15 protein-coding genes are annotated in these 18,907 nt (G+C 69.3%); 4 read left to right on the top strand and 11 right to left on the bottom strand.

Translation table 11 applies throughout. The features are described 5' to 3' along the window. Positions 1 to 52: 52 nt before the first annotated feature. Positions 53 to 676 carry a TetR/AcrR family transcriptional regulator gene (locus tag ACFXKA_RS01805; protein ID WP_354830775.1) on the bottom strand — a complete coding sequence of 208 codons (624 nt, stop codon included), beginning with the start codon at positions 674 to 676 and terminating at the stop codon, positions 53 to 55. Positions 677 to 763: 87 nt separating this feature from the next. Here ACFXKA_RS01805 and ACFXKA_RS01800 point away from each other — a divergent pair, with 87 nt between their 5' ends. Then, positions 764 to 1,762, top strand: a complete 999-nt coding sequence (locus ACFXKA_RS01800) for an aldehyde reductase (protein WP_354830778.1) — start codon at positions 764 to 766, stop codon at positions 1,760 to 1,762. A gap of 122 nt (positions 1,763 to 1,884) precedes the next feature. Beyond that, positions 1,885 to 2,529 carry a cysteine hydrolase family protein gene (locus tag ACFXKA_RS01795; RefSeq protein ID WP_379397831.1) on the top strand — a complete coding sequence of 215 codons (645 nt, stop codon included), beginning with the start codon at positions 1,885 to 1,887 and terminating at the stop codon, positions 2,527 to 2,529. A gap of 9 nt (positions 2,530 to 2,538) precedes the next feature. On the opposite strand, the gene ACFXKA_RS01790 is transcribed toward ACFXKA_RS01795, so the two are convergent. The 4 genes from ACFXKA_RS01790 to ACFXKA_RS01775 all read right to left on the bottom strand — a co-directional run bounded on the left by ACFXKA_RS01790 (position 2,539) and on the right by ACFXKA_RS01775 (position 7,231). Further along, positions 2,539 to 4,815 (bottom strand): ATP-dependent DNA ligase, encoded by a 2,277-nt coding sequence (locus ACFXKA_RS01790; RefSeq protein ID WP_379425395.1) that lies wholly within the window; start codon positions 4,813 to 4,815, stop codon positions 2,539 to 2,541. A gap of 171 nt (positions 4,816 to 4,986) precedes the next feature. Then, positions 4,987 to 5,307 (bottom strand): antitoxin, encoded by a 321-nt coding sequence (locus ACFXKA_RS01785; RefSeq protein ID WP_379425878.1) that lies wholly within the window; start codon positions 5,305 to 5,307, stop codon positions 4,987 to 4,989. A 35-nt stretch (positions 5,308 to 5,342) separates the two neighbouring features. Beyond that, positions 5,343 to 6,464 carry an MBL fold metallo-hydrolase gene (locus ACFXKA_RS01780; RefSeq protein WP_379425394.1) on the bottom strand — a complete coding sequence of 374 codons (1,122 nt, stop codon included), beginning with the start codon at positions 6,462 to 6,464 and terminating at the stop codon, positions 5,343 to 5,345. 41 nt (positions 6,465 to 6,505) lie between these two features. Continuing rightward, positions 6,506 to 7,231 carry an enoyl-CoA hydratase gene (locus ACFXKA_RS01775; RefSeq protein WP_379425392.1) on the bottom strand — a complete coding sequence of 242 codons (726 nt, stop codon included), beginning with the start codon at positions 7,229 to 7,231 and terminating at the stop codon, positions 6,506 to 6,508. A gap of 82 nt (positions 7,232 to 7,313) precedes the next feature. On the opposite strand from ACFXKA_RS01775, the gene ACFXKA_RS01770 reads away from it, so the two are divergent. After that, positions 7,314 to 8,444: an NAD(P)-binding domain-containing protein gene (locus ACFXKA_RS01770; RefSeq protein ID WP_379425391.1), complete on the top strand. Its 1,131-nt coding sequence runs from the start codon at positions 7,314 to 7,316 to the stop codon at positions 8,442 to 8,444. 2 nt (positions 8,445 to 8,446) lie between these two features. On the opposite strand, the gene ACFXKA_RS01765 is transcribed toward ACFXKA_RS01770, so the two are convergent. The 6 genes from ACFXKA_RS01765 to ACFXKA_RS01740 all read right to left on the bottom strand — a co-directional run bounded on the left by ACFXKA_RS01765 (position 8,447) and on the right by ACFXKA_RS01740 (position 16,397). Further along, positions 8,447 to 9,244: an aldo/keto reductase gene (locus ACFXKA_RS01765; RefSeq protein ID WP_354830795.1), complete on the bottom strand. Its 798-nt coding sequence runs from the start codon at positions 9,242 to 9,244 to the stop codon at positions 8,447 to 8,449. 179 nt (positions 9,245 to 9,423) lie between these two features. Then, positions 9,424 to 10,974, bottom strand: coding sequence for a carboxyl transferase domain-containing protein (locus ACFXKA_RS01760; RefSeq protein ID WP_379425389.1), 1,551 nt, complete (start codon positions 10,972 to 10,974; stop codon positions 9,424 to 9,426). A 25-nt stretch (positions 10,975 to 10,999) separates the two neighbouring features. Further along, positions 11,000 to 11,602, bottom strand: coding sequence for an ATP/GTP-binding protein (locus ACFXKA_RS01755; RefSeq protein WP_354830800.1), 603 nt, complete (start codon positions 11,600 to 11,602; stop codon positions 11,000 to 11,002). Next, positions 11,583 to 11,957: a DUF742 domain-containing protein gene (locus ACFXKA_RS01750; protein ID WP_033085504.1), complete on the bottom strand. Its 375-nt coding sequence runs from the start codon at positions 11,955 to 11,957 to the stop codon at positions 11,583 to 11,585. The genes ACFXKA_RS01755 and ACFXKA_RS01750 overlap by 20 nt, the downstream gene beginning before the upstream one ends. A 7-nt stretch (positions 11,958 to 11,964) precedes the next feature. Beyond that, on the bottom strand, positions 11,965 to 12,378 hold the full coding sequence (locus tag ACFXKA_RS01745) for a roadblock/LC7 domain-containing protein (protein ID WP_029930951.1): 414 nt from the start codon (positions 12,376 to 12,378) through the stop codon (positions 11,965 to 11,967). Beyond that, positions 12,375 to 16,397: an ATP-binding protein gene (locus tag ACFXKA_RS01740; protein WP_379425388.1), complete on the bottom strand. Its 4,023-nt coding sequence runs from the start codon at positions 16,395 to 16,397 to the stop codon at positions 12,375 to 12,377. Before ACFXKA_RS01740 ends, ACFXKA_RS01745 begins: the two co-directional genes overlap by 4 nt. A gap of 339 nt (positions 16,398 to 16,736) precedes the next feature. On the opposite strand from ACFXKA_RS01740, the gene ACFXKA_RS01735 reads away from it, so the two are divergent. Continuing rightward, complete coding sequence (locus ACFXKA_RS01735) at positions 16,737 to 18,884, top strand: AMP-binding protein (protein WP_379425386.1); 2,148 nt, start codon at positions 16,737 to 16,739, stop codon at positions 18,882 to 18,884. The last annotated feature ends 23 nt before the right edge of the window (positions 18,885 to 18,907 follow it).

Here is an 18,907-nt window from a genome sequence, read left to right as displayed (position 1 = left end):
CTATGGCATGGCCCACCCAGCCGTCCCGCCGATCGGCCCGCATTCCCGGCCGCTAGGCCGGACGCTGGTCGATGAGGTTGGCGAAGATGTGGGTGATGCGGGTTGTGAGGGCTTCGGGGGTGGTGCCGGATTGGGTTGCGCGGAGGCCGAATTTGCCGTCGACGGTGAGGGCGGCCATGCCGTGGGCCAGCGACCACCAGGCCAGGGCCATGGTTTCGGCGTCGGTGGCGGGGAGGAAGCCGGACTGGACGGCGTCGGCGACGGCGGATTCGAGGATGGCGTAGGCGGCGTCGCCCGCGGCCTCGGTGTCGGGGTGCTTCTCGGGCTGGGACAGCTCGGGACGGAACATGATCCGGAAGTAGGCGGCGTGGTCGCGGGCGAAGCCGACGTACCCCTCGGCCATGGCGAGCAGGGCGGCGCGTGGATCAGGGGCAGCGGCGCGGGCGGATGCCATTGCGGCGCCGAGGATTTCGAAGCCGCGGGCGGCGAGTGCGGACATCAGGGCGGCACGGTCGGCGAAGTGGTGGTAGGGCGCGCCGGGGCTGACGCCGGCTTCGCGGGCGACCTTGCGCAGGCTCACCGCGGCCAGGCCCTCGGACTCGATCAGCTGCAGGGAGGCGCGCAGTAGTTCCTCGCGGAGGTCTCCGTGGTGATAGCGGTCCTTGGTCGGCGGCATGGGATGAGCGTAAGGGGTTGACGGCTCCCGGCCTCGGAATCTATACATTGTTCAGATTCTAAACACTGCTCAGATTGGAGTCAGGCAATGTCCGATCTCGTTCTCGTCACCGGCGCTTCCGGCTATGTCGCGGGCCATGTCATCCAGGAGCTGCTCGGCCAGGGCTATCGGGTGCGCGGCACCGTGCGCTCGGCCGCCCGCGCCACCGCGGTAGCCGGACCACTGCCCGGCGTCGAGCTGGTCGAGGCCGATCTGGGCTCGGACGCGGGCTGGGCCGCGGCCGTCGCGGGCTGCCGCTACGTGCTGCACACCGCCTCACCCTTCCCCTCCGGAGTCCCCGAGCACGAGGACGAACTCGTCCGCCCCGCCGTGGACGGCACCCTGCGGGTGCTGCGCGCGGCCGCCGGAAGCGGTGTCGAACGGGTCGTCGTAACCTCCTCGATCGCGGCGGTCGAGGTCGGCAACGAAGGGCATCTGCTCACCGAGGCGGACTGGTCCGACACCGCGCAGTGCGACGCCTACCAGAAGAGCAAGACCCTGGCCGAGCGCGCCGCCTGGGATTTCGCCGCCGAACACCCGAATCTCGAACTGGCCGTGATCAATCCGGGCATGATCATCGGCCCCATCCTGCGCGCCGAGGCCGGCACCTCGGTGGACGGCATTCGCGCCCTGCTGGCCGGGGGCATGCCCGGCGTCCCGCGGCTGAATTTCGCGACCGTGGATGTCCGTGACCTCGCGGTGGCGCATCGGCTCGCCATGGAAACCCCGCAGGCCGCGGGCAATCGCTACATCTGCGCGGGCGAGGAAGTCTCCTTCCCGGAGATGGCGCAGATTCTCGCCCAGCGCTACCGGGTCGCGACCCGCGTGCTCCCCGACTGGCTCGTCCGCCTGAGCGCCCGGTTCAACCCCGACGCCCGCACCGCCGTCCGCTTCCTCGGCCGCGCAGCGCACCTGAGCGCCGCCAAGGCCGAGCACGACCTGAACTGGACCATGCGCCCCGTGGCGGATTCCCTGCTCGACACCGCGGAGAGCCTCATCCACTTCGGCCTGGTGCCCGCGCCCCGCCCAGCCCGCTCCGCCGCCTGAGTCAGGGAGCTTCCACCGAGGGATTTCGCCCGATTCCCCGCACCGCGAGGTCCCTGATCATGGTTCGCCGGCGGGGTAGGGTGACGAAAGAGGGTGGGGCAGTGGGAGATTGCGGAGGGCTTATGCGGCGCGGGAACGGTCTGGAGATTCCGGAGACGCTCGAGGACGTGTGTTCGCCGGAGAAGATGGCGGTCGTCGTGTACGACATGCAGGCCGGGGTGCTCGGGCAGCTCGACGACGGCCCGGCGATCACCGAACGGGTCGCGCGGGTCGTCGAGGCCGCGCGGCGCGGCGGCTACCCCGTGATCTTCCTGCGGCACTTCTTCCTGCCGAAGCGCCTCATGGGAACCTTCGCGCTGCGCATGGCCATGAGCTGGCAGGGCGTGGACTCCGCGGACGACGTGGTGCCGATCCTGCAGCGGGACACCCCGGGATTCGAGCTGGTGCCGGAACTTCGGCCGCAGGCGGGCGAGACCGTCTTCGACAAGACCTCGATGTCGGCGTTCGAGGGCACCCCGCTGGCCTCCACCCTGCGGGACCTCGGGATCGGCGCGTACGCCATCGTCGGCGTCGCGCTCGAGATCGGCATCGCGCCGACCGTGTGCCACTCCACCGATCTGGGTTTCATCCCGGTCGTGATCCGGGACGGCGTCGGCGGGCGGGACGAGCCCGGACAGCAGCGCGCCTGGGACGATTTCGCCTTCCAGGGCCACGCCATCGTCACCGATATCGACACCATCGTGCCGCTGCTCGAGAAGTCGAGCTAGCCGAAACGGTCAGTCGGAGCTGGGAATCCAGGCCGGATGCCAGAGTCGTCCGGTCTCGGTCCAGTTCATGAAGCGCACGGTGCCGGTGAGTTTCGGCGTCACCCACACCGCGTCGTTACGCTCGTCGGCGGTGAGTTCATTGCCGAACGGGCTGGTCTTGCGGGTCAGGCGGCGCAGCCGATCGGCGAGCTCGCTCATCTCCTGCTCGCTGAACCCGGTGCCGACCCGGCCGAGGTAGTACAGCTCCCCCTCGTGCGGGACACCGACCAGCAGCGAGGCGAACTGCCGCACCTCCGATCTCCGGTAGCCGCCGATCACCACCGACAGCGTCCGCCAGTTCCGGGTCTTTATCCACGACTGCCCGCGCCGCCCGGGCAGATACACCGAGTCCCGCCGCTTGGCGACCACGCCCTCCATGCCGTGATCCTGGCTGTACCGCAGGGCTTCCGCACCCGGTCCGCCCAGCTGTTTCGGCACGATCAGCGAACGCGCCTGCCCGGCAAGGGCTTCCAGCACCCGTCGCCGGTCGTCGTAGCGTTTGCGGACCAGCGAGGTGCCGTCCAGATACAGCAGGTCGAAGGCCAGGAATACCGCCCGCGTCGAATCCTCCCGCAGCAGGCCGAGATTCGCGCCACCGTGATCGTCGAAGACCACCGCCTCGCCGTCGAGCACCGCGCTGTGCCCGGACAGTTCCGAACCCAGCACCGCCAGGCCCGGATACTTCCCGGTGACCACATGCCCGGCCCGGCTGCGCAGCGTGACCGCGCCGTCCTCGATCTCGGCGATCAGCCGGAACCCGTCCCACTTGGTCTCGAAGGCCCAGTGCTCGGCGTCGAGGGTCCCCACATCACCCGCCGTGGCCAGCATGGGTTTCAGCCCCCGCGGCATGGGCGCGGGGGTGCGCGGTGGCGCGGCCGGAACCGGCTGCGCCCCATCGCCTTCCACCCCCGGCGGCGTCTGATCCTTCATCAGGTGCATGAGCCACTGGTTGCCGTTGGTCTGGATCAGTGCGTACCGCCCTGTCAGCCGCTGCCCGCGCAGCCAGACGATGACCTCGTCGTCACGCCACTTCTCGGTCTCGTAGGTGCCGATATCCCAGATGGTCATCTCGCCGCCGCCGTATTCGCCTCTGGGGATGGTCCCGTGAAAGGTGAGGTACTCCATCGGATGGTCCTCGGTGTGCACGGCCAGGCGGTTCTCGCCGGTATCGGTGGGCGGGCCCTTGGGCACCGCCCAGGACACCAGCACGCCCTCGCGCTCCAGCCGGACATCCCAGTGCAGCCGCCGGGCGTGATGCTCCTGCACCACGAACCGATTCCCCGGACCGGCGGCGGGCGGGCCCGGCGGGACCGGTTCGGGTGTGCGCCGCGGGTCGCGCATGGAGCGGTAGGCGCCGAGCCGGTCCGGAACCGGTTCCGGCAGTGGCTCGTCCAATCCTTCGAGCAGTTCCCCCTGCTCCCGCCAGCGCCGCAGCACCTCGTCGAAGCGCAAGTGCCGCAGCCGTTCCGGTTTCTCGATCTCCGTCCAGGCGCGGGGCGCGGCCACCCACGGCTCGGTGCGCCCGCGCAGCGAATACGGCGCGATGGTGGTCTTGGCCGGATTGTTCTGGCTCCAGTCCAGGAACACCTTCCCGCCGCGCGCCGATTTCGCCATGGTGGCCGTCACCAGCTCCGGCCGCAGCTGCTGCAGGTTGGTGGCGACCTGCTTGGCCACCGCCGACGCCCCGTTCGGCCCGAGTCTGCGGTCCAGCGGCACGTAGATGTGAATTCCCTTGGAGCCGCTGGTGACCGGGTAGGCCTCCAGCCCCACCTCGCGTACCACGTCCCGCAGAATGAGCGCCACTTCGGCGCACTGCGCCAGCCCGGCCCCCGGCCCGGGATCCAGGTCGAACACCAGGCGGGTGATGTCCCCGACCTCGGCCCCGTCGAAACGCCATTGCGGCACATGCAGTTCCAGCGCCGCCTGCTGCCCGAGCCAGGCCATGCCCGCGAGATTGTCGATGAGCGGGTACGTGACCGGCCGGTCGGAATGTCGAACCGTCCTCCGCGCCAACCACTTCGGCGCGTGCTCGGCCAGGTTCTTCTCGAAGAACGACTGCTCGTCCACCCCGTTCGGCCACCGCTTGCGGGTCACCGGCCGCTGCGCGATATGCGGCAGCAGGGCCGGGGCGATGGCCGTGAAATAGTCGATCACCTCCCCCTTGGTGGTCCCGGTGGCCGGGTACAGCACCTTGTCGAGGTTGGTCAGCCCAACCTCGATACCCCCGAAATCCCTGCGGGACCCCATGACAGCAGTTTAGGTCCGGGTCCCGGCAAAAACCGGCAACCCGGAGCGACCCGGAGCAACTCGCGCCATCCGTGAAATGCCAACGGGCCGTTCAGGTCAGCGACGGGGATCCCGCCACTCCCGAACAGCCCGTGGAACGACCGGTGCGGCCACTGCGAGACGCCGCGACGACTACGGCTTGGGCTGTTCGCCTTCCGCGGCCTCCGGAGCGGGTTCCGGGGCCGGTTCGGCCGGCTCCGCGGCCGGTGCCGGCTCCGCGGCCGGCTCGGCTGCGGGCGCCTCCGTGGGGGCCGCGGCCGGCGCCTCGGCGACCGCCTCGGGCTTGATGACCGACTTGACCGCCTCCGTGCCCTTGTCGATCTGGGCGGAGAACTTCCCCCCGGTCTTCTCGTCGATCACATGTCCGGCCTTATCGACCGCCTGCTCGATCTTCTCGGCGTTCTGGGCCGCCACCTCTCTGCCCTTGCCGACCAAGCCCTTGAGCGTGTCCATGAGACTCACAGCGCTGCTCCTTCACTCTCGGTCCGTTATTCGCGAACATCTTCCCACCACGAATCCCGTGGTGGGAGGCCAATCGGGTCGATCCGCTCGCCCGGCTTCGGCACGGCGATGCGTGTCCCCGCCGCCTCCGCGGCCTCGACCAACCGGCGGACCGGCTCCGACCAGCCGTGGAAGGCCAGATTGAAGGTGGCCCAGTGGATCGGCACCAGCAGCCCGTAGCCCGCATCGCCGACACACAGGTCGGCGTGGGCGCGCACCGCCTCCTCGGGATTCATGTGCACATCCGGCCAGTGCCGGTCGTAGGCGCCGATGGGCAGCAGGGTCAGGTCGAACGGGCCCAGCCGGGCACCCGCCTCCGCGAACGCCTTGGTGTAGCCGGTGTCGCCGCCGAAGTAGACCCGGCGGGTGGGACCGGCGATCGACCAGGACGCCCACAGCGTGGTGTTGCGCACCAGCCCGCGGCCGGAGAAGTGCCGTGCCTCCGCGCAGGTGATCACCAGATCGGTGCCGTCACCATGGCCCCGCTGCAGCTCCGACAGCGAAACCGAAGCGGCCCAGTCCAATTCGACAATGCGATGTTCGGGCACCGCCCAGTGCCGCAGATGCGCGCCGATGCCGATCGGCACGATGAACACGCAATCCTGACTGTCCGCCAGCTCGATCACGGTGTCGCGATCCAGATGGTCGTAGTGGTCGTGGGAGATGAGCACCGCGTCCAGCGCCGGCAGCTCCGACAGCGGTGACGGCACCGGATGCAGCCGGGCCGGACCCACCAGCGGCGACGGCGAGACCCGCTCGCCCCACACCGGATCGGCCAGCACCCGGTAGCCGTCCACCTCGATCAGGCAGGTGGCGTGGCCGTACCAGGTGACGGCCAGGTCCCCCGCCTGCTCCGGCAGCGCGGGCGTCACCAGCGGGATCGTCCCGGCCGGGCGGCCCCGGTCGCGCTGGGTGGCCAGCTGATACAGCAGCTCCAACGGGGAACCGGTGATCTGGCTGCTCGGTTCGGTGTTGTGGAACTGCCGATTGCGATAGGTGGTCGCCCCGTGCGCCGTCGGCGCGATGGCGGACATGGAGGCGCCCATCGCGGAGGGAATCCCCCACGCCGCCCGCACCAACCAGGAAAGACCGAATGCACCCGCAGACATACCCACCAGTTTCCGCGCATTCGCGGCCGCGCGCTGCCCGTTCATTTGCCCTCGAACTTCGCGGGCCGCTTCTCCTGACGTGCCGTGCGCGCCTCCTGCGCGTCGGCACTCTGCCACGCCGCGTCCAGCGCCGCGGTCTGCTCCAGGGAGTCGGGGCCTCGGGTGTCGTCGTCGTTGAAGACCAGTTTCAGATGCCGCAGCGAGAGCGGCGCGAGTTCGGCGATCTGCTTGGCCCAGGCCTGCGCGTCGGCCAGCGTGCCGATCCGGTTGGCGAAGCCGAAGTGGTACGCGTCCGCGGCCTGCACCCGCTCGGCGCCCATCAGGATGGTGCGCGCCGGGCCGGGCCCGATCAGGTTGGACAACCGGCGCACGGTCCAACGGTCCACGGAGATACCGAGTTTCGCCGCCGGCACGGCGATGAAGGAGTCCGGTGTCATGACCCGTAGGTCCGACGCCAGGGCCAGTTGCACGCCCGCGCCCAGCGCTCCGCCGTTGATGGCCGCGATCACCGGCACCGGGATCGTCTCGATGGTGCGCAGCATGCCGAGCAGCCCGGTCAGGAACGTGTCCGAATACACGCCGTCCAGATCCGCGCCCGCGCTGAAGATCGGCCCCTGGCCGGTCAGCACGATCACGCGGGCCGAGGTCGCGGCCTCCTCGAGCGCCGCGCGCAGCAGCCCGATCAGCTCCTCGTTCAGGGCGTTCCGTCTATCCGGACGCTGCAGTTCGATGGTCACTACCTCGCCATCGCGGCTGACTCCGAGCATCTGTCCCTTCCCCACTGTCCAACTCACCTGCGCTTTCGACCCATGATCGGCTTTCACTCTAGGTGCGCGTACCGTCGGGCCGGTGACCGCAACACCCGATGTCGACATCCTCGTAATCGGCGCCGGACAGGCCGGTTTGTCGGTCGGATATCACCTGCGACGGCTCGGTTTAACGCCGGAGCAGGACTTTCTCATTGTCGACCACGCTCCCGCGCCCGGCGGGGCGTGGCAGTTCCGGTGGCCGTCACTGACATTGAGCAACGTCAATCGGGTGCACGATCTTCCGGGCATGCCGTTCGCGGAGACGCTGCCCGAGGGCTCGGAGAACGCACAGGCGGCCACGGCCGTGCCGCACTACTTCGAGCTCTACGAGAAGCGCTTCGATCTGCGGGTGCGCCGGCCGGTGTCGGTCAGCCTGGTGTGCGACCGGGCCACCCCGGCCACCTGCCCGGATCAGGAGGTCGATGGGCTGCTGCACGCGGAGCTGACACCGGACGCGACGCTGCGGGTGCGCGGGCTGGTGAATGCGACCGGCACCTGGGACAAGCCGTTCATTCCCTACTACCGGGGCGCGGACACCTTCGCGGGGCGTCAGCTGCACGCCCACGATTACCGCACCGCAACGGAATTCGCGGGCAAGCACGTGGTCGTGGTGGGCGGCGGGATCACCGCCATCCAACTGCTGGACGAGATCTCGCAGGTCACCGGCACCACGTGGGTGACCCGGCGCGAACCCGTGTTCCGCTCAGGGCAATTCGCACCCGAGGACGGGCGGGCGGCGGTGGCCATGGTGGAAGACCGTGTGCGGCGTGGACTCCCGCCCGGCTCGGTGGTCTCGGTCACCGGCCTGCCCGAGGACGCGCGGGTGCGGGCCATGCGCGACCGCGGCGTGCTGGATCGGCGGCCCATGTTCGACCACCTCGAAGCCGACGGAATCCGCTGGGCCGACGGCACTTTCCAGCACGCCGACGTGATCCTGTGGGCCACCGGATTCCGCAGCGCCCTCGATCATCTGGCCCCGCTGCGGCTGCGCGGTCCCGGCGGCGGCATCACCATGGGCGGTCGGCTCGCCACCCGGGTCGAGGCCGATCCGCGCATCCACCTGATCGGCTACGGCCCGTCCGCCAGCACCATCGGCGCGAATCGCGCGGGCCGGGCCGCCGCCGTCGAATTGACCTCGTACCTGGGCATTCCCACCCAGCACGAGCCGTGAGTTCAGGCGGGGGCGTCCATATCGAAAATGTTCGGATCCGCGCCCTGCCGTGCGCCCTTGTCGATGCCGGCGATCTGCGTCATCTCCCGGCCGGACAGCTCGAAATCGAAGACCGCCAGGTTCTCCGCCATCCGGGACGGCATCGTGGACTTCGGAATGGCCACGTTCCCCAGCTGCATGTGCCAGCGCAGGATGATCTGTGCGGGCGTCCGGCCGAGCTTGTCCGCCAGCGCGATGATGACCGAGTCGTTGAACTCGGCCCCGCGCCCCAGCGGGCTCCACGCCTCGGTCACGATGCCGTGCGCGGCGTGGAAGGCCCGCAATTCCGACTGCGCGTAATACGGATGCAGCTCAACCTGATTGATGGCCGGCGCCTCCCCGGTCTCAGCCATCACCCGTTCCAGGTGCGCCCTGGTGAAGTTGGAGACGCCGATCGAGACCACCCGGCCCTGCCGCTTGAGCGTCTGCAGCGCGCGGAAGGTGTCGAGATACAGACCGGCCGCGGGCAGCGGCCAGTGGATCAGGAACAGGTCGATGGTGTCCAGGCCCAGTCGCTTGACGCTGGCGTCGAAGGCACGCATGGCGGCGTCGTAGCCGTGGTCGGCGTTCCACAGCTTGGTGGTGACGAACACCTCGTCCCGCGGTAGGCCCGATTCCCGGACCGCGCGGCCGACCTCCTCCTCATTGCCGTAGAAGGCGGCGGTGTCGATGCTCCGGTAGCCGAGCTCGAGGGCCGTCGTCATGGTGCCGACCGCCTCGGCGCCGACGACGTTGTACACACCGAACCCTAGCTTCGGCATGACCTGGCCATCATTGAGCACTATCGCTGGGATGTCGCTGGCCTCGAACCGATAAGTCACCGTTCCGAAGGTAGAAGCGCCGTTCCACCCCGTCAACCGAACACACGATAGGGAAGAAGTCGAATCGAATCCGCACGGTGGCAACTTCCCAGCGTCACTGTGGTGGGATGTGAGGAGAACTACGACCCGAGACCCAGGCGCCGGTATCGCAACTGCCGTGCGGCCGGCAGATCCGCGGCGGACCGACTGGTGAGACCGGCCAGTTCGTCGGCAATGGCCGCCACCATGCGCAGCGCGAAATCCACCGGCTCCTCTGCGGCATCGGGATACTCGGGCACGATGCGGTCCACGATCCCGTCGGCCCGCAGATCCTGCGCGCGAATCCGCTGAGCGGCAGCCAGTTCCGGGGCGTGCCCGATGTCGCGGTAGACGATCTCGCTCGCACCCTCCGGCGGGAGCGGAGCCAGCCAGCCGTTCGCGGCCGCCAGCACCCGGTCCGCCGGCAGCAGGGCCAGCGCGCCACCGCCGGTGCCCTGGCCGAGCAGCACCGACACCGTCGGCGTATCGAGGGTGACGAGATCTGCTATGCAGCGGGCGATTTCGGGCGCCAGGCCACGCTCCTCCGCCTCACGGGACAACGCGGCGCCCGCGGTATCGATGACCAGGACCAGGGGGACGTGGAGTTCGGCGGCCAGATGCATGCTGCGCCGGGCCTCGCGCAATGCCGCCGGACCCATGGTGTTCTCGGGCGACTGCCCCGCGCGATCATGGCCGAAGACGATGCAGGGCTGCCCGCGGAAACGGGCGAGCGCGTGCACGACGGTGCGATCCAGCTCACCTTGTCCGGTGCCGGACAACGGAACTCGATCGGTGGCGTGGCGCAGCAACTCCCGGATTCCCGGCCGATCGGCCCGCCGCGAGATGAGCACCGACTGCCAGCCGTCGACGTCGCCGGTATCGAGCAGCGCCGGGCCGCGCCGTTCCTCCGCACCCGCCGGGAAGGAATCGACGCCCTCCTCGGAACGGTGTGGGCCGCCGCCCTTTCCGGGCAGCGGCAGCGGTCCGTCGCACAGGACGTTCAGAGCCCGATGTGCGATCCGGCGGAAGACCGGCACCGGTACGACTCCGTCGATAACGCCATTGTGGTAAAGGTTTTCGGCCGTCTGCACGCCCTCGGGGAACTGTTTCCCATACAGCGCCTTGTAAACTCGCGGCCCGAGAAAACCGACCAGCGCGCCCGGCTCGGCAAATGTCATGTGCCCCAACGATCCCCACGAGGCGAACACCCCGCCCATGGTCGGGTCGCGCAGATACACCAGATACGGATGCCCCGCCGCCTTGTGTGCGGCCAGGGCCCCGGCGACCTTCACCATCTGCACGAAAGCGACTGTGCCCTCCTGCATTCGGGTACCGCCGGAGGTCGGCGAGGCGAGCAGCGGCAGTCCCAGCTCGGTGGCACGCTCCACCGCCGACACGATGCGCTCGGCCGCGGCCACCCCGATGGACCCCGCGAGAAACCCGAACTCACACGCGAGCACGGCGACCCGCCGTCCGCGCAGCAACCCCTCCCCGGTGAGCACCGCCTCATCGGTGCCCGCCGTTGCCGCAGCAGCCAGCAAATCCTCGCGATACCCGGCCGATGCCGCCACCGCAACGGGTGGCCGATCCCAGCTCACGAAGGAACCGGGATCGAGCAATGCGCCGAGCAGCTCCCGCGCCGAGATCTTCACGGCGCGAGCTTATCGCCTGAACGGCTCAGTACCCCTGCACGACCTTGCGCAGTGCGTACTCGGTGACCGCGACCAGAGCCTGCTTCACCGGCTCCCGGCGACGGGCATCGATCGAGAGGATCGGCACGTCCGCGGGCACCGCCAGGGCCTGGCGAATGTCCTCGACCGGATACCGTGGCGCATCATCGAATTCGTTGATGGCCACCAGGAAGGGTAGGTTCCGCGCCTCGAAGTAGTCGACGGCGGCGAAACTGTCCTCCAGCCGGCGGGTGTCGACCAGTACCACCGCGCCGATGGCGCCCTTGATCAGGTCGTCCCACATGAACCAGAAGCGGTACTGGCCGGGCGTGCCGAACAGGTACAGCACCAGGTCATCGGCCAGGCTGATGCGGCCGAAGTCCATGGCCACCGTGGTGGTGGCCTTGGACGGGATCCCGGTCAGGGAGTCCACGCCCACACTGGCATTGGTCACCAAAGCCTCGGTGCGCAGCGGAACGATCTCCGACACGGCACCGACCAGAGTGGTCTTGCCGACACCGAAACCACCGGCCACGACGATCTTGGCCGACGTGGGCTTGCTGGTGCGCGTGTCGACCTGTGTCGTCGAATCAAATACGCCGGAGTCCACTGAGAACCCTTTCGATCAGCTCGCGACGTTCATCGTCGCTGGAATCGTCTTTCAATGTCGCCGATACCCGCACATGGCCGGCATCGATGAGGTCGGCGACCAGCACCCGCGCGACCCCGAGCGGGATGCCCAGACGCGCGGCTACCTCGGCAACCGACGGCGATTCTCTGCACAACTCCACGATTGACGTCTCGATATTGGTGAGTTCGAACTGCCGCTCGAGGGCGACCGGATGCGATGCGACGAGCGCCTCCAGGGCGAGCTCCACCTTCGGCCGGGTGCGACCGGCCGTCAGTGAATAAGGGCGAACCAGGCTCGGTTCGGCGCTCCCAACGCGTTCGTTGTCTATGTCCATCCCGCCATCAGGAACCCATCGTGACGCGAGGTGTGGCCTGAACCGTCTGGCCCACTCGCTCGACCAACAAGGCCATCTCGTATCCCACCTGGCCGATGTCGCAGGACGTATTCGTCAGCACCGCCAGGTACGAGCCGTCGCCGACCGCCATGAGCAGCAGGTAGCCGTGTTCCATCTCGACCACCGACTGCAATACGGTGCCGCCCTCGAACAAGTTCGACACACCAACCGAGAGGCTCGCGAGCCCCGCGGTCACCGCTGACAGCTGTTCGGCACGGTCCACGGGCAGCTGCGCACTCGCGGCCATCAGCAGGCCGTCAGCCGACACCAGGACCGCGTGCGCAACGCCGGGAACCTCATTGGCGAAATTCGAAACCAGCCAATCCAGCTGACGCTTCGTACCACCTAGATCGGGGTTCATCGGTCTCCTTTATCTCCGGTTAGGTTCATAGCTTTCATCGCGCGGCCATCCCGGACGCCCTGCTGGTGACGACTCAGACTTGACCTGATGGATTCTGGGTCCCGATGGGCCGCCTTGTCAGCGTTTCCGGTGACACCGCCGGGCACAAGTCGGTTACCGGGATCACGCTGCGGCAGACCCGCGGCGGTCCGTTTGTCCGCCGAGGACTCGTTGACGCGGCGAGCCGCCTGCCAGCCCTCGTCACCCGGTGATTCGAAGGACGACGCCACCTGGGACCGGTCGGCATTCGGATCCGACAGCCACGCCGACATCATCTCCGCGAAAATCGGCGTGCCACCCATGATCGCATCGCCACCGGAATCGGCCGGCTGCAAACGGGTCTGGAAGAACGACGCCGCCTTCTGCGGATTCGAGCGGAAGCTGTGCCGTCCGGGCTCCTTGACAGCGTCGGAGCCGTTCTGCGGCAGGCCCACACCCGGAATCGGGCTCGGGCGCTGCGGCAGCACCGCACCCGGATCACGCTGCGGCAGACCGGTCGCGCCCCGCTGCGGCAGGCCCGCACTCGGATCACGCTGCGGCAGTGGATCGCTCAGCGGATCACGCTGAGTCAGACCACCGGACAGCGGATCAGCGCCCGGGGCACCACGCTGCGGCAGACCACCGGCGGATTCCCGCTGCGGCAGACCGCTACCGGCGTCGCGCTGCGGCAGACCATTGCCACCGTCACGCTGCGGCAGGCCGTTGCCACCGCGCTGAGGCAGACCACCGGCAGCGGAATCACGTTGTGCCGCTCCACCTCCCAGCGCTCGAGACCCACCCAGCGGATCACGCTGAGTCAGACCGCCCGACAACGGATCAGCACCGGTGGCACCACGCTGCGGCAGGCCGTTGCCCGCGTCGCGCTGGGGAAGACCATTGCCCGCGTCACGCTGGGGCAGGCCACCGGCCGCCGCACCACGCTGCGGCAAGCCGCCCGCGGCCGGATCACGCGGTGGCAGGCCGCCATCGCGCGGCGCGAGGCCATCACGCTTGGGCAGACCCGGCACGTTCGAATCCTGAGCGGCGGCGAGGCCATTGCCCCCGTCCCGCTGCGGCGCGGCACCCCGCTGCGGCAGCCCCTGGCCCGGAGCACCCGGACCACGCTGCGCCGGAGCGCCATTGGCGCCCGGCTCCCGACGCGGCAGACCACCGGCAGCGGAATCACGCTGCGGCAGACCACCGGCCGAAGGATCACGCGGCGGCAGACCACCGGCGGCCGAGTCACGCGGCGGCAGACCACCGGCGGCGGGCTCGCGACGGGTCGGACCCGAATCCGCTCCGCGCGCTTGCTGCGGCGCACCATTGCTACCCGGTTCGCGCTGGGGCAGGCCGCCGGGCGCGGGGCGCTGCGGCTGGCCGAGACCGGCCTCGCGGCCCGGCGCACCGTTGGTGCCCGGCTGACGCTGCGGCAGACCACCGGGTCCCGACGGAGCTCCACCCGGCGCGGCATCGCGCTGCGGCAGGCCGACGGAGGGAGTGCGCTGCGGCATCGCACCGGACTGACCCGGCTGCAGCAAGCCTCCCTGGCCCGGACCGCTCGGTGCGGCCCCCGGCTCGCCCGGTCGCGGCGGCATGTTGCCCGGGGCACCTTGGCGCTTGAGCATGTTGGCGGCGAGACCGCCCCGCGGCTGCGAGGGGCCGTCGGGGCTCTGACCGCGCTGCGGCAGATTGGCGCCCGGCTGGGCCGAGGGCGCGGACGGACCGTGCGCGCCCGGATCACGCTGGGGTAGGCCGGCGGGCTTCGACCCGCCCGGAGCCGTCAGCGTGTGCTTGACGGTGGGCCCGTTCACACCGGGCTGCCGGGTCGGCAGACCGCCCGGCACCTGGGCGCCCGGCTGCCGCGTGGGCAGTCCGGTCGAGGCGCTGGCCGCGGCGGGGGCCGGGGCAGCGCCCGGCGTCTGTCCCGCCGGAGCCGGAATCGGCCCGCTCACACCCGGATCCACGGTGACCATCACATTGCCGGTCGCCGTGCGGGTGACCGCGCGCATCTGCATGGAGGACGGCGCACCGGCCTGGTTGCCCGCACCCTGCGGCGCGGACGGCGTGGGAGCCGACGGCGGGGTCTGACCCTGCTGCGGCGGCACCGAGATCGGCCCGCCCGCCGAGACGATCAGCGGCTTGGGCACGTGCACGGTGACCGTCACGCCCGGGTCCCGGGCGATGTCGAAGGTCGGGCGCAGCCGCACGGTCAGGCCGTGGCGCTCGGCCAGGCGGCCGACCACGAACAGACCCATGTGGCGGGCGGTGTCCGGACCGACCTCGGCCACGGCCTCCAGTCGCCGGTTGATCTCGGCCATTTCGGCCGGGGGCATACCGATACCGCGGTCGGCGACCTCGATCAGCAGACCCTGATCGTGTGCCTGCGCGAAGGTGAACTTGACGTCCGTCTCCGGGGGCGAGGCGCGCAGCGCGTTGTCCAGGAGTTCGGCGAACAGGTGCGCGAGGTCGGAGGCGGCGGGCTCGACGAGCGCACCCCGCGGGGTGGCGCCCAGCTTGACGCGTTCGTAGTCCTCCACCTCGGAGATGGCGGCGCGCAGCACGTCGGCGATCTCGACGGGCGCGGACTTGGTCCGGCGCTGCTTGGTACCGGCCAGAATCAGCAGGTTGTCGCCGTTTCGCCGCATACGGGCGGCGAGGTGGTCGAGGCGGAAGAGGTTTTCGAGCAGGCGCGGGTCCTTCTCGTCGTACTCCATCGCCTCGATGAGCGAGAGCTGGTGATCGACAAGGGACTTGGAGCGGCGGGCCAGGGTCTCGAACATGTCGTTGACCTGGGTACGCATGGCGGCCTGGTCGGCGGCCAGGCGCAGCGCCTGACCGTGGATGTCGTCGACGGCGCGGGCCAGCTGGCCGATCTCCTCGTCGGTGTGCACCGGCATCGGTTCCAGCGGAACGTCTTCGGGATCCGCACCGTCACGCAGCGAGGAAACTTCCTGGCCGAGGTCGTATTCGGCGACGCGCAGGGCGGCCAGGCGCAGACGGCGCAGCGGGACGATCATCGCGCGCGCGATCAGCACGGCCAGCGCCAGCGCGCCCAGGATGGTGGCGATGACGATGATCGAGTAGCGGATGGCGCCCGAGCGGGCCGCCGCGGCCAGATCGTCCACCCGGGACACGATGTCCTTGGTGGAGGCGGTCGCGATGGACTGGTAGCCGTTGATGCTGGCGACCAGCGAATCCTTCAGCTCGGCGACGGGCAGCTGCCCGGCCAGCGCCTGCGGGCCGTTGACCAGCTGCACGCGGGTGTCGGCCTGCCGATCCAGCTCCGCGATGGTGGCGTCGCCGTCCGGGAAGCGGTGCGCGAGCACGGCCAGCATCTGCCGCTCGGTATTGACGCCGATCTGGATGTCCTTGAGGCCATCCTTGGGGTTGTTGCGTAGCGCCTCGGCCATACCGGCGACCTCGTTGAACAGCATCCAACGGCTGTTCAGCGAGTCGACCAGGCGCAGCTTGGACTGGTCCACGTTCTTGTCGGCGACGCTGGACACGATGTTCTCCACCGTGCGCACGCTGTCGCCGCGGATCCGTTCGACCGCGGTGACGGTGTCCGGAATCGACTTCGACGGCGCCAGGCCCTGGGCCCGGATCGCCTTGGCGCCCACGATCATCTCGTCCAGCGCCGAGCGGGCGCTGGGCATATCGCTCAATCGCGCAGCCGCCTTCTCGGCGAAGGCGATGGCCGTATCCAACTGGGCAAGCTCCGGATCCGAAGTCAGCGACTGGGTCGGGCCCAGCATGACCATCTGACCACTGGCGACCTGCGCCGCATCAGCACTGAGACCGGTGATCGCCGGGATGACCCCGACATGATCGGTCGCCGTCGAGAGCCGGCTGGAGTCGGCGAACTCCGCCGAGATCCTGGACGCTCCCAGCACAACAGCAACCAACAGCGGCACGGCGAGCACCGCCGTGACCTTCCATCGCAGGTCCCAGTTGCTCAGCGCCCAGCGCTTATTGCTGCCGGACCTAGCGGCGTCACGCATCTCCCACTCACTTTCCAAACTGGCCCCAGCCACGCGCCATCAGCGAGCCTCCGCGATCGCACGCTGGGCTCGACTGGCACAGCTGGCCGAGAACTGCGGCTGGCCGAGAAATTGCGTCCATGACGGCCGAAATATGTGACATGCGATTCTAACGGATCAATAACTTCTTGTGTGACCTCTTGGCAACCACCGCTCCCTGACCTGCCATTTGCAGGCAAAATCAAAGGTCGCGGCGTCCGCCCGGACGTCGCGTGAAGTCTGCCACAATCAGCTGGATCTATCGAGGCGGGCATCTCAGCGCATCTCAAGGACACATGGCGGAGCTAGGGAGTCACCGGGTTGAACGCGAAGCAGGAGTACCGATCGGCTTATCAGCTGAGCCTGGTCGATCCCTCGGAGTTCTGGTGCGACGCGGCCGAAGCCATCAGCTGGGATGTGCCCCCCACTCAGATTCTCGATACCGCGGCCCGTCCGACTGCGCGCTGGTTTCCCGACGCTCGCCTCAACACCTCCTACAACGCCCTGGACCGGCATGTGCGCGATATCACATCCCCGGAAGGCCCGACCGGCGGTCAGGAGGGGGGTCGCGCTGAACAACCGGCCCTAATATACGACTCCGCTATGACCGGGTCCAGAAGGATCTACACATATCGGGAGCTGCTGGACGAAGTCGCCCGATTTGCCGGATCCATGCTCCGACTGGGCGTCAAGACCGGTGATCGTGTCGTCATCTATATGCCGATGATCCCGGAAGCCGTGGTGGCCATGCTCGCCTGCGCCCGCATCGGCGCGGTGCACTCGGTGGTCTTCGGCGGATTCGCCGCCCACGAACTCGCCGCCCGCATCGACGACGCCGAACCTGTGCTGATTGTCACTGCCTCCGGCGGGCTGGAACCCGGCCGCCGCATCGAGTACCCGCCGATCGTGCTGGCCGCCCTCGATCTCGCGGAGACCACCGCGCCCCGCACGGTGCTGGTCAAGCAACGGGACGGCTTCCCCACCATTCGTTTTCCCGCCGAGCAGGCCGCCACCGAACATCTGCCCGCCTCCTCCGACACCGTCGCCGCCCGCTGGCTGGACTGGGACGAGGCGCAGATCGGCGCGGAACCGGCCGATCCGGTCTCGGTGGCCGCAACCGATCCCCTCTATATCCTCTACACCTCCGGGACCACCGGGAAGCCCAAGGGCGTGGTGCGCGACAACGGCGGGCACGCGGTCGCGCTGGCCTGGTCCATGCGCAATATCTACGAGGTCGGCCCCGGTCAGACCATGCTCACCACCTCCGATATCGGCTGGGTGGTCGGGCACTCCTACATCGTGTACGCACCGCTGCTGGTCGGGGCGACCACCATCCTCTACGAGGGCAAGCCGATCGGGACCCCGGACGCCGGGACCTTCTGGCGGCTGGTGGACGAATACAAAGTGGACGTGATGTTCACCGCACCGACGGCGCTGCGGGCCATTCGGCGCGCCGATCCGGACGCCGCACTCGCGCATAGCCACGATCTGACCCGGCTGCGGGCACTGTTCTGCGCCGGCGAGCGGCTGGACCCCGCCACCTACGAGTGGGCGGTGGAGACCCTGCTCGCGGAGCGGCCCGACTGCCCGGTCGTGGACCACTGGTGGCAGACCGAGACCGGCTGGCCCATCTGCGCCAATCCGCTCGGGCTGCAGCAGCTTCCGATCAAGCCCGGTTCGGCCTCGGTGCCGGTGCCCGGGTACCGGCTGCGGGTGCTGGATTCCGAAGGCAATGCGGTCCCACCCAATACAGAAGGAAACATCGTCATCGGGCTGCCGCTGCCGCCCGGCACGCTGACCACGCTGTGGCGCGACGACGCCCGCTACGAGCGCTCCTATCTCTCCGCCTACCCCGGCCACTATCTGACCGGCGACTCCGGCTTCTTCGACGAGGACGGTTACCTGTACGTCCTGGGCCGCAGTGACGACGTCATCAATATGGCCGGGCACCGGCTCTCGGCGGGCGGCATCGAGGCGGCCATTTCCGGGCATCCGGCCGTGGCCGAGACCGCGGTGGTCGGTATCCCGGACGAGCTGAAGGGGCAGCGGCCGATCGGGTACGTGGTGCTCAAGACCGGCATCGACATCGAGTCCGAGCGACTGCGCGCCGAGGTCATCGAGCGGGTTCGCGAGCGGGTCGGCGCCATCGCCACCCTCTACGACGTGGTCGCGGTGACCGCGCTGCCGAAGACCCGCTCCGGAAAGATCCTGCGCCGCACCATGCGTCAGATCGCGGCGGGCGAAACCTTCGAGGTGCCGCCCACCATCGACGACGCCGCCATGCTGCCCACCCTGGAGAAGCAGATCCGCGACGCGGTCACCCTGATGGAGGACAAGGAGCGCATCGCCGCCGCCGATGCCGCGATCGCCACCTCCGCGCTCCACCGGGTCGATCCGGCCACCCTCGATACGGGCGCGTCCGGGGTGGATCCGGCCGCTCAGGCCGGGGATTCGGCCGTCTCGGGCTAGCCTCAGAAAGTTTTCATACTTCG

Source organism: Nocardia sp. NPDC059228 (assembly GCF_042754245.1).
Lineage (GTDB): Bacteria > Actinomycetota > Actinomycetes > Mycobacteriales > Mycobacteriaceae > Nocardia.
The sequence above is the reverse complement of the archived record's forward strand: the minus strand, read 5'-3'. Positions and strand labels throughout refer to the sequence as shown.

Excerpts from the sequence above, each read along its gene's own strand:
- ACFXKA_RS01805 (WP_354830775.1), bottom strand. The coding sequence starts at position 676 with ATGCCGCCGACCAAGGACCGCTATCACCACGGAGACCTCCGCGAGGAA.
- ACFXKA_RS01800 (WP_354830778.1), top strand. The coding sequence starts at position 764 with ATGTCCGATCTCGTTCTCGTCACCGGCGCTTCCGGCTATGTCGCGGGC.
- ACFXKA_RS01795 (WP_379397831.1), top strand. The coding sequence starts at position 1,885 with ATGCGGCGCGGGAACGGTCTGGAGATTCCGGAGACGCTCGAGGACGTG.
- ACFXKA_RS01790 (WP_379425395.1), bottom strand. The coding sequence starts at position 4,815 with ATGGGGTCCCGCAGGGATTTCGGGGGTATCGAGGTTGGGCTGACCAAC.
- ACFXKA_RS01785 (WP_379425878.1), bottom strand. The coding sequence starts at position 5,307 with ATGGACACGCTCAAGGGCTTGGTCGGCAAGGGCAGAGAGGTGGCGGCC.
- ACFXKA_RS01780 (WP_379425394.1), bottom strand. The coding sequence starts at position 6,464 with ATGTCTGCGGGTGCATTCGGTCTTTCCTGGTTGGTGCGGGCGGCGTGG.
- ACFXKA_RS01775 (WP_379425392.1), bottom strand. The coding sequence starts at position 7,231 with ATGCTCGGAGTCAGCCGCGATGGCGAGGTAGTGACCATCGAACTGCAG.
- ACFXKA_RS01765 (WP_354830795.1), bottom strand. The coding sequence starts at position 9,244 with ATGCCGAAGCTAGGGTTCGGTGTGTACAACGTCGTCGGCGCCGAGGCG.
- ACFXKA_RS01750 (WP_033085504.1), bottom strand. The coding sequence starts at position 11,957 with ATGGACATAGACAACGAACGCGTTGGGAGCGCCGAACCGAGCCTGGTT.
- ACFXKA_RS01745 (WP_029930951.1), bottom strand. The coding sequence starts at position 12,378 with ATGAACCCCGATCTAGGTGGTACGAAGCGTCAGCTGGATTGGCTGGTT.
- ACFXKA_RS01740 (WP_379425388.1), bottom strand. The coding sequence starts at position 16,397 with ATGCGTGACGCCGCTAGGTCCGGCAGCAATAAGCGCTGGGCGCTGAGC.